The sequence below is a fragment of the Thalassotalea sp. PLHSN55 genome, from assembly GCF_052030545.1.
Classification (GTDB): domain Bacteria; phylum Pseudomonadota; class Gammaproteobacteria; order Enterobacterales; family Alteromonadaceae; genus CANMXU01.
Window position 1 is genome coordinate 615,400 of the sequence record NZ_JBPDIH010000003.1, and the last position, 16,161, is coordinate 631,560.

A 16,161-nucleotide genomic window follows, 5' to 3' on the forward strand; every position below is an offset into this window, starting at 1 on the left:
TGCGTTGCTTAGTAGCCACGCGTTTATTATTTATTAATGTCTATTTTTGGTTTAATTTTCTAATTGGTTATGTTGCTATCGGTTTTCAGCTATCAGTTTTCTTCTTTGTGTTTCCTGCCATCTGTTTCTTTTAAAGCAAACATCAAGGTACTTAACGGCGGTACGGTAATCGTTAATCGATGCGGCTGGCCTTGATAAGGTTTATTTTGACTACTCAGTGTCGATAAATTTTGCTGATCACTGCCGCCATAAGCTTGCAAGTCAGAGTTAAATATCTCGTGATAGTCTCCTGTGCTTGGCACGCCAATATCAAAATGATGATGGCATTGTTCGGTAAAATTACAGATGACAATGACAGGTTCGGTGCCGCTCTCGCCAAAACGAATAAAGCTATAAATTGATTGCTGTGCATTTTGATGATCGAGCCATAAAAACCCGTCGCTTTGGCAGTCTTTTTGATGCAAAGCTGGAGTAGTGCGATAAAGGTTATTTAATGCTTTTACCGTTTTTTGCACGCCGCTATGCCAATGAATATCAAGCTGATGCCAGTCGAGTTCTTGGTCGTGGTTCCATTCTTTGCCTTGCGCAAATTCACCGCCCATAAAGAGTAGTTTTTTGCCCGGATGTGCCCACATAAAACCAAAATAAGCGCGCAAATTAGCAAACTGTTGCCATGCATCGCCCGGCATTTTGGCGATAAGCGAACCTTTGCCATGCACCACTTCGTCGTGACTTAACGGTAAAACGAAGTTTTCATTAAAGGCGTACACTAAGCCAAAGGTCAGTTCTTGATGATGATGTTGACGATGCACAGCTTCGCGCTGCATATAACGTAAACTGTCGTTCATCCAGCCCATGTTCCATTTAAAACCAAAACCTAAACCACCGGCATGCGTTGGCGCAGAAACACCCGGCCATGAAGTTGATTCTTCAGCCACCGAAAAAGTGCCGGGATAATTCAAATACAGCTCTTCATTAAAGTGCTGTAAAAACTCAACTGCCTCAAGGTTTTCACGACCGCCATGAATATTTGGCGTCCATTGACCATCACCGCGGCTGTAGTCGAGATACAACATAGAGGCAACCGCATCAACGCGAATGCCGTCGACATGAAAGCGATCAAGCCAATGCATGGCACTGGCTCTTAAAAAGTTAGTGACTTGCACACTTTCATAGTTATAAATCAACGTATTCCAGTCTGGATGAAAGCCTTTTTGCAGATCGTGGTGTTCATATAAATGACTACCATCAAATTGCACTAAACCATGGGCGTCGTTAGGAAAGTGCCCCGGCACCCAATCAATCAAAACGCCAATTTCTGCTTGGTGACATTGGTCGATAAAATATTGGAAGTCGCTGGCATTACCAAATCTTGCGCTAGGCGCAAATAAACCGACCGGCTGATAACCCCATGAGCCATCAAATGGATGTTCACTAATGGGAAGTAGCTGAATATGAGTAAAACCCATGTCGAGTACGTAAGGAATAAGCTGATCGGCAATGGTGCGATAATTAAGAAATTCATTGTCAGCGCCGCGTCGCCACGAGCCTAAATGCACTTCGTAAATTGAAATGGCTGCGTCTCGACGGTTCCGTTCACCGCGTTTTGCTAGCCAGGCTTGATCTTGCCAAGCAAAATCAGGTTCGCTTGAAACCACACTGGCGGTATCTGGGCGATACTGCATTTGCACGGCAAACGGATCTGCTTTATCAGCAAGTTGCTCGCCTTGTAGTGTGATAATTTGAAATTTATATAACGCGCCTTGCTTAACACCGGCAACAAACAGCGACCAATAGCCGCTATCGCCAATATTATTAAGACAATGCTGTTCACCTTGCCAGTGATTAAAGTCGCCGATAACAGCAACCGAACGGGCATTTGGCGCCCACACTGAAAAGGTGCAACCTGATTGCGTTTTACCGTTAATTACAGCACTTGTTAAATGCGCGCCCAAACACTGATAAGGCTTAGTATGCTTACCTTGACTCAACAGCCCAATATCAGCCACGCTCAATAAAGGCGTTGCTGATACCAGCTGCTTGTCGTTGCGTTTAGCGCGGCTCATGTGGTAACTACTTCGCTATTTGGCCAGCATTAAGCTGCCAAATATTATTAACGTAGTCTTCAATCGAGCGATCTGAGTTAAATTTACCCATTAATGCTGTATTGAGTATCGCCATACGCGCCCATTTTTTCGGTTGCTGATAAGCAAGGTCTAATGCTTGATGCGCGTCAGAGTACGACTGAAAATCAGCCAATACTTTGTATGGGTCGCCGCCCGCTAACAAGCTTTCTTTAAGCGCTGATAATTCACCAGCATGACCTGGAGTAAAGTAATCGCTATCTAACCAATCTAAACACGCTTTAATTTCTTCATTGTTTTGATAATACTGATGCGAGTCGTAGCCATTAGCGTTAAGTGCTTTAACTTCATCAACGGTTAAACCAAAAATAAAGATATTGTCGTCGCCCACTTCTTCGGCAATTTCGATATTGGCACCGTCAAGCGTACCAATCGTTACCGCGCCGTTAAGTGCGAGCTTCATATTACCGGTACCCGACGCTTCTTTACCTGCAGTTGAGATTTGCTCTGATACATCTGCTGCTGGAATAATTTTTTCCGCAAGACTGACGCGATAGTTAGGTAAAAACACCACTTTAAGCTTGTCTTGAATACGGGCGTCGTTGTTAATTTTTTCAGCAATTTTATTGGTGGCGTAAATAATTTCTTTCGCCAACTTATAGCCAGGTGCGGCTTTAGCGCCGAAGATAAATACGCGCGGCTGCATTGGCAATTCAGGATTTGCCAATAAACGGCGGTACAAGGCTAAAATATGCAATAAGTTTAAGTGCTGGCGTTTGTATTCATGCAGGCGTTTAATTTGCACGTCAAAAATTGCGTCTGGGCTGACGGTCACGCCAGTTAACTTTTTAATTTCAGCAGTGAGTACTTCTTTGTTTTTGCGCTTTATTGCCATGAATTCTTGTTGGAATTTGGCATCATCAGCTTGTGCCGCCAGTGCAGACAGCGAGGTTAATTCTTTTGCCCAATCACCACTGATATTTTTATCAAGCAAATCAGCCAGCAGCGGGTTACACGCTTTTAACCAACGACGTGGCGTAATACCATTGGTGACGTTGGTTAATTTGGTTGGCCATAACTGGTGAAATTCTGGGAATAAATCTTTTTTCACTAAATCAGAGTGAATTTGTGCAACACCATTCACTTTATGAGCGGTAACAACACATAAGTGCGCCATGCGAACTTTACGCTGATAACCATTGTGCTCATCAGCTTCTTCAATTAATGACAGTTTACGACGCATTTCATCATCGCCCGGCCACTGTTTTGAAACTTCATCATTTAAAAACGCTTCGTTAATACGGTACAAAATCGTTAAATGGCGTGGTAATACGCGCTCAAATAACGCTACCGACCATTTTTCTAACGCTTCTGGTAACAGCGTATGGTTGGTATACGCAAACACTTGCTGACATAACGCCCATGCATTGTCCCAAGCAAAATGGTGCTCATCGACCAAAACGCGCATCAATTCTAAAATGGCAATAGTTGGGTGAGTATCGTTTAATTGAATTGCCACTTTGGAGGCAAACAATTCACTGTCAAGTTCCGCAAGTTTGCCATGGTTAATTTCAAATCGAGCAATAATGTCTTTAATTGAACACGCACAGAAAAAATACTGCTGGATAAAACGTAATTCTTGACCGGCAGGGTGCTCGTCATTGGGGTACAATAATTTAGAGACGGTTTCTGCTTGTACTTGTTGATCGAGGGCTTGCAGATAATTACCCTGATTGAATAAGTCCCAATCAAGCGCGTGATCAGCACGACATTCCCATAAACGTAAGACATTAACGGTATCGCTGTGGTAGCCAACAATTGGCACATCCCAAGGTACACCTTTTAAATGTTTACCTTCATGCCACACCATTTCACTGCTGCCGTCGGCTTGAAATACTTGCTCAACATGACCATAAAGCGGCACTAATTGGCTAGACTGCGGACGACACACTTCCCACGGGCTACCAAATTCACGCCACATATCTGGAGCTTCGATTTGACGACCGTTATCAAACGACTGCTCAAATAAGCCGTGTTGATAATGAATACCATAACCCATGGCGTTGTAATCTAAGGTTGCTAGCGAGTCTAAAAAACATGCCGCTAGTCGGCCTAAACCGCCATTACCTAGCGCAAGGTCTGCACCTTGTTCGCATAAGTCGGCTAACTCATAACCCATGTCTTTTAAGGCTTGTTCGGTATTTTGATACAACCCCAAATTGTGTAAATTGTTTGATAGCAGGCGACCCATTAAATATTCAAGTGACAAGTAGTTAACACTTTTATGATCGTCTTTTTGTTGCTGCTGTTTCGTTGCTTCGAGCTTTTTAACAATAATGTCATTTAACGCAAGCGACGTTGCTTTCCACATGGCTTGGTGGTTTTCAACATGAGAGCCGTCACCTAAGGTAAACTGCAAATGATGCTCGATGAGCTTTTTCAACTCAGAGCTGCTAGGAGAGGTTGCGCTAACTTTATTTTGTTTTTTCATTTTTGTAACCATGAGACTTCTAACTCTTGTTTTTCGGTAACCTGATTACCGGTAAATTTCTTTTTCTTGCGAAAACTTTTATTGCCAACACGTTGGCTTTATCAACTGCTAATTCATGACAGTTGTTTGTTATATATCCTTTACTAAATTATGCCGATGTCAGTATTAAGGGCAATGTTCTACATACGTATGCATCGTAGTAAAAAGGGCTAAATTGCCATGCATACGTATGCAAATCGGTGAGATTTGTCACTAAAATTCAACTTCGCCAAATTCGAGCTAAGTTATTTGTTCGTTAAAATTTTGCTGTACAAACTTGAGACACATTAAAAGTTGTACATAAGAATTGACCTCGGTTACTATCAACTAAGAAGTTGCTATAAATGAGTTTTATGTGAAGTCTAAACAAACATCTTTTGACATTGCCTATCGGGCTGGTGTTTCGCAATCGACCGTTTCACGCGCCTTGCGAAATAGTCCGCTAGTAAACGAAGAAACACGTCGTCGTGTGCAAGCCATCGCAAAAGAGCTCAACTATAAAGTTGATAAAAATGCTAGCAGCTTACGCACTCAACAAAGTGGTACTTTGGCATTATTACTGTTCGAAGACCCAACCAATGACGACTCGTTAATCAATCCATTTTTTATGTCGATGCTAGGCAGTATTACCCGCGCATGTGCTAATAAAGGCTACGATTTATTAGTCTCTTTTCAGCAAATGAGCGACGACTGGCATGCTGACTTTGAAGACACCCGTAAAGCCGACGGTATTATTTTATTAGGCTACGGCGATTACACTGACTATGAAGAAAAACTCATTCAACTGATTGAACAAGACACGTGTTTTGTCCGCTGGGGCGCCGAAGTAAAAGAACTACCGGTTACCTCAGTTGGTTGTAATAACTTACATGGTGGTTACCAGCTTACCGAACATGTGATCAACAATGGTCGTAAAAACTTTGCTTTTATTGGCGGCGTAACCAGCGGTTCGCCTGAGTTTTTAGATCGCTATTTAGGACATTGCAAAGCGATAGAAAATCATCACTTAGTGGTTGATAAAAGTTTGCAGGTTGATGCGGTGTCTACCGAAGACTCGGGTTACCAAGCGGTACTAAGATTAATCGAACAAGGTAAAAAATTCGATGCCTTAATGGGAGCAAGTGACTTAATTGCCTTAGGCGCTATGAGAGCACTACAGGATAACGGTTATCGCGTACCAGAAGATGTTGCCGTGATCGGCTTTGACGATATTCCGATTGCCAGTTATACCTTTCCACCACTAACCACCGCCAAACAAGACACCTTACGTGCCGGCGAATTATTGGTAGAAAAACTCCTGCAATTAGTGAACGGCGAAGTAGCTGAAACAAAATTAATGACCACAGAATTAGTGATCAGAAAATCCTGCGGTAGTTAAGCTGTGAAAGCAGCTGCAAGCTATAAGCGGTAAGAAATAAGTGGCAAGCTGCAAGTGAAAAGCGGTAAGAAACAAATGGCAAGCTGCAAGTGAAAAGCGGTAAGAAACAAGTGGCAAGCTAGAAGAAATAAGTAGCAAGAGACAAGTAGCAAGTGAAAAAGACAAGTAGCAAGCGGTAAGTTAAAAGCTATAAAGCATGGTGCTGGGTAATAGTAGATTTCTACAAAAAAACGGTCGCAATGTGCGACCGTTTTTTTGTATCTGACTTTTAATACCAGTTTTATTAAATAATCACTCAGCTTGGTATAACCTTTACGCTTCGACTGCCTTGCTACTTTCAGGCAAGCTATTATCTTCTTTAACAAAATAGACCGACAAACCACCCAGTACCATCGACGTACCCGCTAATAAAATAATATTAATCGCTTGGTTTTGAAAAGCAGCACTTAAAATCCAACCAGCAAAAATACCGGAAACAATTTGTGGTGCGGCAATGGTAAAGTTAAATATGCCCATATAGACACCGGTTTTATTAGCAGGAAGTGAACCGGCTAATATCGCATAAGGCATTGCCAAAATTGCAGACCATGCGATACCAATACCTATCATCGGCAATAATAACCACACCGCACCCGCTGGCACAGTAACTTCGGTAATGAATAAATTCACTAAGGTCGGTTCGCCTTGACCTATCATCATAAAACTTAAATAGCCAAAACCACCCGCCAGTAATGACAAGCCGTACACCAATTTACGACCAAAGGTATTGGCAAGTTTTGCTAAAAATACTGAGAATATCGCCGCAAATAAAGAGTAAGCAGCAAATAAAATACCGACCCAATCACCTGCAGCGCCTTTTGCAGCAGCTATGTCGGCAGGAACACCGCCAACACTGGCTAAATAAGTAGGATCAAACCATTTAGCGTCAATGCCCCAAATATGCTGAGCAATTGCCGGCATGGTATAAACCCACATAATAAATAACGCAAACCACGAGAAAAATTGTACCAAGGCTAAACGCTTCATCACTTGCGGCATAGTTTTCATCAACCCCAAAAAGGCCGATAGTTTTTTCCAAAGGCTGTCATTTTTAGTTTGCGCTTGCTCAAGTGCTACTTGCTCTGCGTCCATGCCTTTGTATTGATAATATTCTTTTGGTGCATATTCTTTGGTGCGGTAAACCGTCCACAATACCGAGCCTAGTAACACCGTTGCGCCAATATAAAATGCCCAAACTACAGAAGGCGCTATCGAGCCAGCTTTAGAAGTGTTTTCTAAGCCAACAACATTGGTTAATACAAAAGGTAAAATTGAACCAACCACAGCGCCAATATTAATGAGAAACGACTGAATGGCATAACCCGAGTTCATTTGTTTGTCGGGCACCATGTCTGACACTAACGCGCGAAACGGTTGAAAGGCAATGTTAAACGAGGCGTCCATTAAGGCAAGCATCATAGCGCCAAATAACATCGGACTAAGAAATAAGACAAACGATGGTGCATTTGGCATTAGCAACATACCGATAGTTGCTGAAAATGCACCAATTAAAATATAAGGGTTGCGGCGACCAAAGCGATTCCACGTGCGATCAGAGGCAGAACCAACAATCGGCTGGATCAACAAACCCATAATTGGGGCAACTAACCAAAAAAGAGAAAGTGAATGAAGGTCTGCACCTAAGTCAGACAGAATGCGGCTTACATTCGCATTTTGTAATGCAAAACCAAATTGCACGCCAAGAAAGCCAAAGCTTACATTCCATATTTGCCAAAAACTAAGTTGTGGTTTGTGGTGCGTCATAAGTCACTCTTATCATTTTAAAAAAAAGGCACACAACAATGGTGTTGTGTGCTTTGCATTGTTCGCTAAGGGAAAAACAACAAAGAAAACCAATAGGGGCTCGGTCTTCACTTTCATCATACTCATATGGTGAGAATGATCACAAGTTGCTGCATACGTATTCACTGGTTTGCTTACCATATTAACAAAAAAAGCCTGAGCTAAGCTCAGGCTTTATTGTTAAGGAAGTTTTACCATTGAGGCTAAACTAATACAGCTTAACTATGCCTTACTGTTAATGCCTATGTTATTGATCCATTGGTTATAATCAGCCATATTGCCCGGCAGTACAATTTTAGTCGATTCTTTATTTAGACCGCGCAGTTGGCGTACATATTGTTCACCTAGCTGCATTTTTAACGCATTTTCACCACCGGGAGCTTTGATCACCTCCGCCAGCTTTTCAATTGACTCGGCAGTCGCGTTGGCGATGGTGAGAATTTCTTCGGCTTTACCTTCTGCTTCGTTAATTTGTTTCTGCATTTCACCTTCTGAAAGGTTGATCATTTCCATTTTCACCCCTTCAGAACGATTAATTTTCGCTTGTTTGTCACCTTCACTTTTGGCTAAAACCGCACGACGTTCACGCTCGGCATTTACTTGCATTTCCATCGCATTTTTCACCGTATACGGTGGCGCTAGGTTTTTAATTTCATAACGGTGCACACGAATGCCCCATATTTCACCCGCTTGATCGAGCACGTCTACCACCTTAGCACTGATCAAGTCGCGCTCTTCAAAGGTACGGTCCAATTCTAACGTACCGATAACCGAACGAGTGGTCGTTTGCGCAAGTTGCATGGCAGCAAATCGATAATCGACAATGCCATAACTTGCTTTAACCGGATCAACTACTGAGATATAAATAACGCCATCAACGGTAATATTGACTTCGTCACAAGAAAAACACTCTTGCGGCGGTACGTCGATCGACTCTTCTTTTAAATCGTGAATGTAGGCAACTTTGTCGATAAACGGGATTAAGGCATGAAAGCCAGCATCTAAGGTTGAATGGTATTTACCTAAACGCTCAACAATATAGGCCGATTTAGTCGGCACAAGACGAATAGAGCGAAACACATTATAGATAAAAATAATAAATATAATGCCCCATACGCCTAAAACAAACATATCTTCATTTAAATCAATTGGCATTATTTCGCTCCTTTTACTGTAGTTGTCACTTGTTCCATGCCATTAAAAAAGCCTTCTAATTTGGCGATTTCTGTTGGCAGTACTGACACGTCTGAGTTGGCTAAAATGCCGCCCATTTCCTTAATAAACTGCTCCATTAATTGCATATTCATCGCATCTAAACCGCCGTTAATATTAACCGCTTCAGTAATACGCGCCATGCCTTGCGCTTTGGCATTGGCAATAATTTCAATTTCTTTAGCCTTACCTTTGGCTTCGTTAATACGTTTAATTTTTTCACCTTCAGAGTAGTTAATCGCCTCTTGGCGGTCGCCTTCAGAAAGGTTAATACGCGCAGCTTTATCGGCAGTCGCCAAGGTAATTTCAGCACGTTTTCTACGCTCGGCTTCCATTTGCTTTTCAAGGGTATGAACAACATGTTCTGACGGGGTAATATTTTTAATTTCGTAACGGAGTACTTTAATGCCCCAAGGATTAGAGGCGATATCAATTTCACGCACAATCGATTCATTGAGCTTTTCACGCTCAGAAAAAGTTTGGCTTAAATTCAGCTTACCAATTTCACTACGCATTGTTGTTTGCGCTAAGTTAACACTGGCAATACGGTAATCTTCAATGCCGTAACTGGCTTTGGTGCCGTCCATCACTTTAATGTAAACCAAGCCGTCTACTTCAATTTGAATATTATCTTTTGAAATACAACTTTGCGGCGGTACATCAAGTACTTGTTCACGAGTGTCATGTGCATAAGCAACACGATCAAAAAATGGAATAAGAAAGTGAAATCCCGGTTGTAATACCGCGCGGAATTTTCCTAAACGTTCAATCACTGCGACTTCGCGCATCGGTACAACCAGCAAAAGTTTATACACGATAAACATGATAAACAGTGCAACTATGGTAAAAAATGCCATATGTTTTTCCTTGTTTTTATAAATGAGTAATTTTTAAAATTAGTATGAAGTTGAAATAGTGGAGCGCTTAGCTGACGTGCTTTTTAGGCTCAACTAATAGTGAAATATTCTCGTGACACACTATGGTGACTTCACTACCGGAAGGGATCTCTTGACCATCACCTAAGGCCGGCCATTGTGTGCCTTGAAATTCAATTCGACCGACATGCTCGCCTGGGCCGATGGTTTCGAGTACTTGAGCCGTTTTGCCATAAATATCTAAATTTTCATCGGTATTGGCAATATGAGAATCGCCGCCAACCAGCTTTTGTGAAACGCCGCGAAATGCCATCACGAGTACCATGGTCGCGATAAAGAAAAAGACCAGAGCACTTGTCCAAGTGGTGGTGATGCCTAAAAACCACAATACACCTGTTAATACCGCACCTAAGCCAATAAAGACGACAATGCCGCCTGGAATAATCAGCTCTGCGCACATCAATATAATGCCGAGTGTGAGCCAAATAGCGACCGGATTTGATAAAGACATACAACCTCCTGTAAGTACGATTAACCAAGCCAATATGACTATCAGCTTAGATTTAATATAACAGCAAATTTTCAAATGTCGACATATTATGTCATAAAATTTTTTCGCTACAATTCTCTTAAGCTCACCATCTGCATTTTTTGGCAGATAGAGGTTATACTAGCGCCAGTTTCCCCAATGACCTTTTGGAATGTTTGACCTATGACGCAAATTGCTGAGCAAATCGCACAAGAATTGCAAGTAACCACAACCCAAATTAATGCCGCAATTACGCTGTTAGATGACGGCGCTACCGTGCCGTTTATTGCTCGATATCGTAAAGAAGTCACCCAAGGCTTAACCGACAATCATTTACGACACTTGGCGCAACGATTAACCTATTTGCGCGAATTGAACGACCGTCGCCAGCTAGTATTAAGTAACATCGAACAACAAGGTAAGTTAACACCAGCGCTAGCGAAAGCTATCGAGCAAGCAGATAACAAAACTCGCTTAGAAGATTTATATTTACCGTACAAACCTAAGCGTCGTACTAAAGGGCAAATTGCCATTGAAGCAGGTTTAGAGCCACTGGCTGATAAGCTCTTTAATAATTGGCAGCTGTCACCCGAAGAAGAAGCGACTGCGTTTGTTAATGTCGAAAAAAATGTCGCTGACATAAAAGCCGCCCTTGATGGCGCCAGCTCAATATTAATTGAACGCTTTGCCGAACAAGCTAACTTATTGCAAAAACTGCGTCGCCATCTGCTTAAACAAGCACATCTCACCAGCAAGGTTGCCAAGGGCAAAGAAAAAGAAGGCGCAAAGTATCGCGATTACTTTGACCACAGTGAGAAACTAAGCAAAGTACCTTCTCATCGTGCATTAGCAATGTTTCGTGGTAGAAATGAAGGTTTTTTGCAGTTAGCGATCAATGTTGACCCTAGCAGCGACAACAACAGCTATTGTTCAGCAGAAGACATCATTAAAGAACACTTTACCTTAAGACTGGCGCAACAACCCGGCGCAAGCTATTTAACCAAGGTAGTTCGTTTAGCATGGAAAACCAAGCTAAGTGTATCCCTTGAAACTGAGTTATTAGGTAAGCTGCGCGAAGAAGCGGAAACTGAAGCAATTAAAGTTTTTTCAACAAATTTAAGCGACTTATTAATGGCTGCGCCCGCGGGCCCTAAAACCACCTTAGGCTTAGATCCCGGTCTTCGTACCGGTTGTAAAATTGCCATTGTTGATGCCACCGGCAAGCTGTTGCAAACCGCAACCATTTTTCCACACGCACCGCAAAACCATTGGGACAAATCAGTACGTACCTTAGTTAATTTATGCAAACAACATAAAGTAGAACTTATTGCGATTGGCAACGGCACCGCATCACGCGAAAGCGATAAGCTTGTGGCCGAAGTACAAACACAGCTTGAACATAAAACGCCAGCAAAAGTGATTGTCAGTGAGGCAGGGGCCTCGGTTTATTCCGCTTCTGAACTTGCTGCTAACGAATTTCCTGAATTAGATGTTTCTATACGTGGCGCAGTATCTATTGCCCGTCGCCTACAAGATCCGCTGGCAGAGTTGGTAAAAATAGATCCGAAAGCGATTGGCGTTGGTCAATATCAGCACGACGTTAGTCAAAGTCAGTTAAGTAAAACCCTTGATGATGTTATTGAAGATTGTGTAAACGCAGTAGGTGTTGACTTAAACAGCGCCTCAGCGGCGTTATTAACACGCGTGTCTGGCTTAAATAAAACCATGGCGGCCAACATCATTAATTATCGCGATGAACATGGCAGTTTCAGCAACCGTAAGCAGTTAAAAAAGGTTGCCCGTCTTGGCCCTAAAGCTTTTGAACAAGCCGCTGGCTTTTTACGGATCAATAATGGCGAAAATCCGCTTGATCAATCAGGTGTTCATCCAGAATCTTACCCTGTGGTTGAACAAATCATCAAACAATTGTCTGTTGATATTTCATCACTGATTGGTAGTAGTGAGCAATTAGCTAAAATCGATAAAAGTGCCTTAATCAGCAACGATGTTGGCGAACTTACCCTAACCGATATTATTGCAGAGTTAGACAAGCCGGGCCGAGATCCTCGTCCAGAATTTAAAACAGCGACCTTTACTGAAGGTGTTAACAAAATAACGGATCTTGAAGTAGGCATGGTATTAGAAGGCGTAATTTCAAACGTCGCTAATTTTGGCGCCTTTGTTGATATTGGTGTACACCAAGACGGCTTGGTACATATTTCGTCATTAACCAATAGTTTTGTCGATGACCCACGTAAAGTGGTTAAAACCGGCGAAGTGGTTAAAGTAAAAGTATTAGAAGTTGAACCCGAGCGTAAACGTATTAGCCTAACCATGCGTTTAGATGAGCAACCCAATACCAACAAAGCCCAGCAAAAACCTGCAGCGAACAAAAAACCTATCGCTAAAAATAATCAAGGGCAACATAAAAAAGCACAGAAACCAAAACCTGTTAATAATGCTGCAATGGGTAACGCATTTGCCGACGCGTTTGCTAAGTTGAAAAAATAAGCACTTTTTTTCAAAAAAACTATTGACGATGCAAATGATAACAATTATCATTTGCATCGTTGAGTTTAAGCGATCGTCATACTCGTTTTAATCACCGAACTCGACATGCTTATTATTTAGCTACCTGTTACAGGACGCAGGTTAGCTAGATAATAATCTCTGATGTTAAAATTAGGTAGAACTACTTTTTGTGTTTTCCCAACCGACCTTTTATGGTCGGTTTTTTTTGGCCTGTGAAATTTACCAAAAGTTGGTCAATTAGATTAAATAGCATGGCTAATTTACTCAACACCAATTATCCCATCCAAACAAATCAAAGTAAGTCATTGTAAATTATATACAAATAAAGTTGGCACTTGGGTTGCAATATCGATAACAAGCAAAAACAAAGGAGCTTGTTATGAACACATTTACTACCGTAATTACCGCCACAGTATTAACACTTACCACCGCAACCGTAAGCGCAAAGACTAGCCATTTAATTCCTACCGACGATAGCGTAACCACTAAACTTTGTATGACCGCCGCAAGAGGCAACAGCCATGCACTACGCAAAGAAATTAAACAGTCACGCTTAACAACTAAGTTTGTTTTAGAAAATGTAAAATGTAACGAGCAATCATTTTTATCTTTTATTGACCAGCACGGCAAAAATTCAGAAAAAATAAACTACCTATTAACACGTGGTCGCCAAGTTACGACAGCAACCGACACTGAGATTGCTGCGCGTTAGTTATACAGCTCGATTAAAATTTCCTGGATTAGCTTTGATTTTGAAGCAGGCCGCATTTGCGGCCTTTTTTATGTACAGGATGTACGGTATGACACGATCACATGGATGTGAAAGAGTGTCGATGTACAGGATGTACGGTCAGGTTTTATGTTCCAGACAAAACCTAAGTACCTACATCCTTGTAGGCAATGACACGATCACATGGATGTGAATGAGTGTCGATGTGCAGGACATACGGTACCTCCCTTCGACAAGCTCAGGGCGAACGGCTGGGTGGTAATACTGCTAAACCTCCAAAATTTCCGTTCATGCTGAGCTTGTCGAAGTATAGGAAATTATTAAACACTAGGGTCGGTGACAAAAAAGGAAAAAGTAAGCGATATTAACCATTTTACCTATGTCACCGACCCCATTTCCTTACCTATGTCACCGACCCTTTTTTCTTATTTGCGCCCGCACGTGGTGAGTCTGTCGAACCATAACAAACTTCCTTCGGTTGCTTCATGCTCCCTTCGACAAGCTCAGGGCGAACGGCTTGGTGGTAATACTGCTAAATCTCCAAAATTTCCGTTCATGCTGAGCTTGTCGAAGTATAGGAAATTATTAAACACTAGGGACGGAGACAAAAAAGGAAAAAGTAAGCGAGATTAACCATTTTACCTATGTCACCGACCCCATTTCCGTATTTGCGCCCGCACGTGGTGAGCCTGTCGAACCATAACAAACTTCCTTCGGTTGCTTCATGCTCCCTTCGACAAGCTCAGGGCGAACGGCTTGGTGGTAATACTGCTAAACCTCCAAAATTTCCGTTCATGCTGAGCTTGTCGAAGTATAGGAAATTATTAAACACTAGGGTCGGTGACAAAAAAGGAAAAAGTAAGCGAGATTAACCATTTTACCTATGTCACCGACCCTTTTTTCTTATTTGCGCCCGTACGTGGTGAGCCTGTCGACCATGACAAACTTCCTTCGGTTGCTTCGCGCTCCCTTCGACAAGCTCAGGGTGAACGGTTTTCTGAACAATTTTGAGTAATAATTTCCGTACGTGCTCAGGATAAAACAGAAATTAAATATGCACTAATCAGGTCATTATTGATAACGTGTATAATACATCCGCACCTTAAATTTATGTTGTCACAATAAAATATTGTTCAACACGCTTAATTAACCGGACAATTCCTTGAACCAGCCAGTGATCACCGCTTTTATTAGCACCTTTTTTGCCTTAATCGCTTTTGCGGCTAATTCAGTGCTCTGTCGTTTAGCGCTTGAAAACAACGCCATAGATGCGGCAAGTTTTACTAGTATCCGGTTATTTTCTGGCGTGGTGGTTTTACTGGCACTGATAAGCATTTCGAAACGCTTTGCTAGCAAAAAGGCGGATAGTAACGCTAAACAAAATACAGCTAACAGCACCGGCAGTTGGTTAGCTGCCATGATGCTATTTATTTATGCGCTTGCCTTCTCATACGGCTATATCTCTTTAGAAACAGGCACTGGCGCATTAGTATTATTTGCTGCCGTGCAACTTACCCTAATTGGCAGCACAATATATACGGGGCGCAAACTTTTAATCGCTGAGTGGCTAGGGCTTATGCTCGCATTTTCAGGTTTTATCTATTTAACACTGCCCAAGCTGACCACACCCTCGTTTTCTGGCTTTGTATTAATGACCATCGCCGGCATCGCATGGGGACTTTATACGCGCCTCGGACAAGGTTCAAAAAATCCATTAGCCGATACCTATTATAATTTTTTGCGTACCTTACCTTTTACTTTGTTACTAATGCTAATAGCAATAGAGTTTAGGCAACTTACTGACGAAGGCATTTTACTCGCCATATTATCTGGCGCTATCGCATCAGGTATTGGTTATTTTATTTGGTATATTGCACTTAGATTTATTTCATCAATACAAGCTGCTGTTTATCAGCTTTTAGTTCCGATAATCGCAGCCATTGGCGGTGTCATTTTTGCTGAGGAAACCATAACACAAAGGCTAATCGAGTCTTCTCTGTTAATTTTTAGTGGTATTTTGTTGGTTATTTGGGGCAAGGTTTTGATGATAAATATTAACTCTGCAAGCAATAAATAATTAGAGGTGTAGGGACTTAGGTTTTGTCTGGAACGTAAAACCTGTGCCTACAAGGATGTAGGTACTTAGTTTGTGTCAGGAACAGACAAACTGACCGTACTTCCTGTACATCGCCGCTCCTTTGCATCCATGCAACCGCGCCATTGCCTACAAGGATGTAGGTACTTAGTTTGTGTCAGGAACATAAAACCTGTGCCTACAAGGATGTAGGTACTTAGTTTGTGTCAGGAACAGACAAACTGACCGTACTTCCTGTACATCGTCGCTTCTTTGCATCCATGCAACCGCGCCATTGCCTACAAGGATGTAGGTACTTAGTTTGTGTCAGGAACAGACAAACTGACCGTACTTCCTGTACATCGCCGCTCCTTT

At 42.1% G+C, this 16,161-nt stretch carries 10 protein-coding genes; 4 read left to right on the top strand and 6 right to left on the bottom strand.

Features of this window, described 5'->3' with window-relative positions; translation table 11 throughout:
• Nucleotides 1-92: 92 nt before the first annotated feature.
• Nucleotides 93-2,066 (bottom strand): 1,4-alpha-glucan branching protein GlgB, encoded by a 1,974-nt coding sequence (gene glgB / locus ACRRSQ_RS08475; protein WP_440875283.1) that lies wholly within the window; start codon nucleotides 2,064-2,066, stop codon nucleotides 93-95.
• Nucleotides 2,067-2,073: 7 nt separating this feature from the next.
• Nucleotides 2,074-4,575 (bottom strand): glycogen/starch/alpha-glucan phosphorylase, encoded by a 2,502-nt coding sequence (locus tag ACRRSQ_RS08480; RefSeq protein WP_440875284.1) that lies wholly within the window; start codon nucleotides 4,573-4,575, stop codon nucleotides 2,074-2,076.
• A gap of 394 nt (nucleotides 4,576-4,969) precedes the next feature.
• On the opposite strand from ACRRSQ_RS08480, the gene ACRRSQ_RS08485 reads away from it, so the two are divergent.
• Entirely contained in the window at nucleotides 4,970-5,992 is a 1,023-nt protein-coding gene (locus ACRRSQ_RS08485; protein WP_440875285.1) for a LacI family DNA-binding transcriptional regulator, read from the top strand.
• A gap of 312 nt (nucleotides 5,993-6,304) precedes the next feature.
• On the opposite strand, the gene ACRRSQ_RS08490 is transcribed toward ACRRSQ_RS08485, so the two are convergent.
• From ACRRSQ_RS08490 to ACRRSQ_RS08505, 4 genes are all read right to left on the bottom strand, one after another.
• The gene (locus ACRRSQ_RS08490) at nucleotides 6,305-7,795 is read right to left on the bottom strand and encodes an MFS transporter (RefSeq protein WP_440875286.1); all 1,491 of its coding nucleotides are present in this window, start codon (nucleotides 7,793-7,795) and stop codon (nucleotides 6,305-6,307) included.
• A 261-nt stretch (nucleotides 7,796-8,056) separates the two neighbouring features.
• A complete protein-coding gene (locus ACRRSQ_RS08495; RefSeq protein WP_440875287.1) occupies nucleotides 8,057-8,989 on the bottom strand; it encodes an SPFH domain-containing protein in 933 nt (310 codons plus the stop codon).
• A complete protein-coding gene (locus ACRRSQ_RS08500) occupies nucleotides 8,989-9,903 on the bottom strand; it encodes an SPFH domain-containing protein (RefSeq protein WP_440875288.1) in 915 nt (304 codons plus the stop codon). Before ACRRSQ_RS08500 ends, ACRRSQ_RS08495 begins: the two co-directional genes overlap by 1 nt.
• Before the next feature lie 67 nt (nucleotides 9,904-9,970).
• Nucleotides 9,971-10,432, bottom strand: coding sequence for an NfeD family protein (locus ACRRSQ_RS08505; protein WP_440875289.1), 462 nt, complete (start codon nucleotides 10,430-10,432; stop codon nucleotides 9,971-9,973).
• Between the two features lie 201 nt (nucleotides 10,433-10,633).
• On the opposite strand from ACRRSQ_RS08505, the gene ACRRSQ_RS08510 reads away from it, so the two are divergent.
• The 3 genes from ACRRSQ_RS08510 to ACRRSQ_RS08520 all read left to right on the top strand — a co-directional run bounded on the left by ACRRSQ_RS08510 (nucleotide 10,634) and on the right by ACRRSQ_RS08520 (nucleotide 15,789).
• On the top strand, nucleotides 10,634-12,961 hold the full coding sequence (locus ACRRSQ_RS08510) for a Tex family protein (RefSeq protein WP_440875290.1): 2,328 nt from the start codon (nucleotides 10,634-10,636) through the stop codon (nucleotides 12,959-12,961).
• 400 nt (nucleotides 12,962-13,361) lie between these two features.
• Nucleotides 13,362-13,694 (top strand): DUF3718 domain-containing protein, encoded by a 333-nt coding sequence (locus ACRRSQ_RS08515; protein ID WP_440875291.1) that lies wholly within the window; start codon nucleotides 13,362-13,364, stop codon nucleotides 13,692-13,694.
• 1,180 nt (nucleotides 13,695-14,874) lie between these two features.
• Entirely contained in the window at nucleotides 14,875-15,789 is a 915-nt protein-coding gene (locus tag ACRRSQ_RS08520; RefSeq protein ID WP_440875292.1) for a DMT family transporter, read from the top strand.
• The last annotated feature ends 372 nt before the right edge of the window (nucleotides 15,790-16,161 follow it).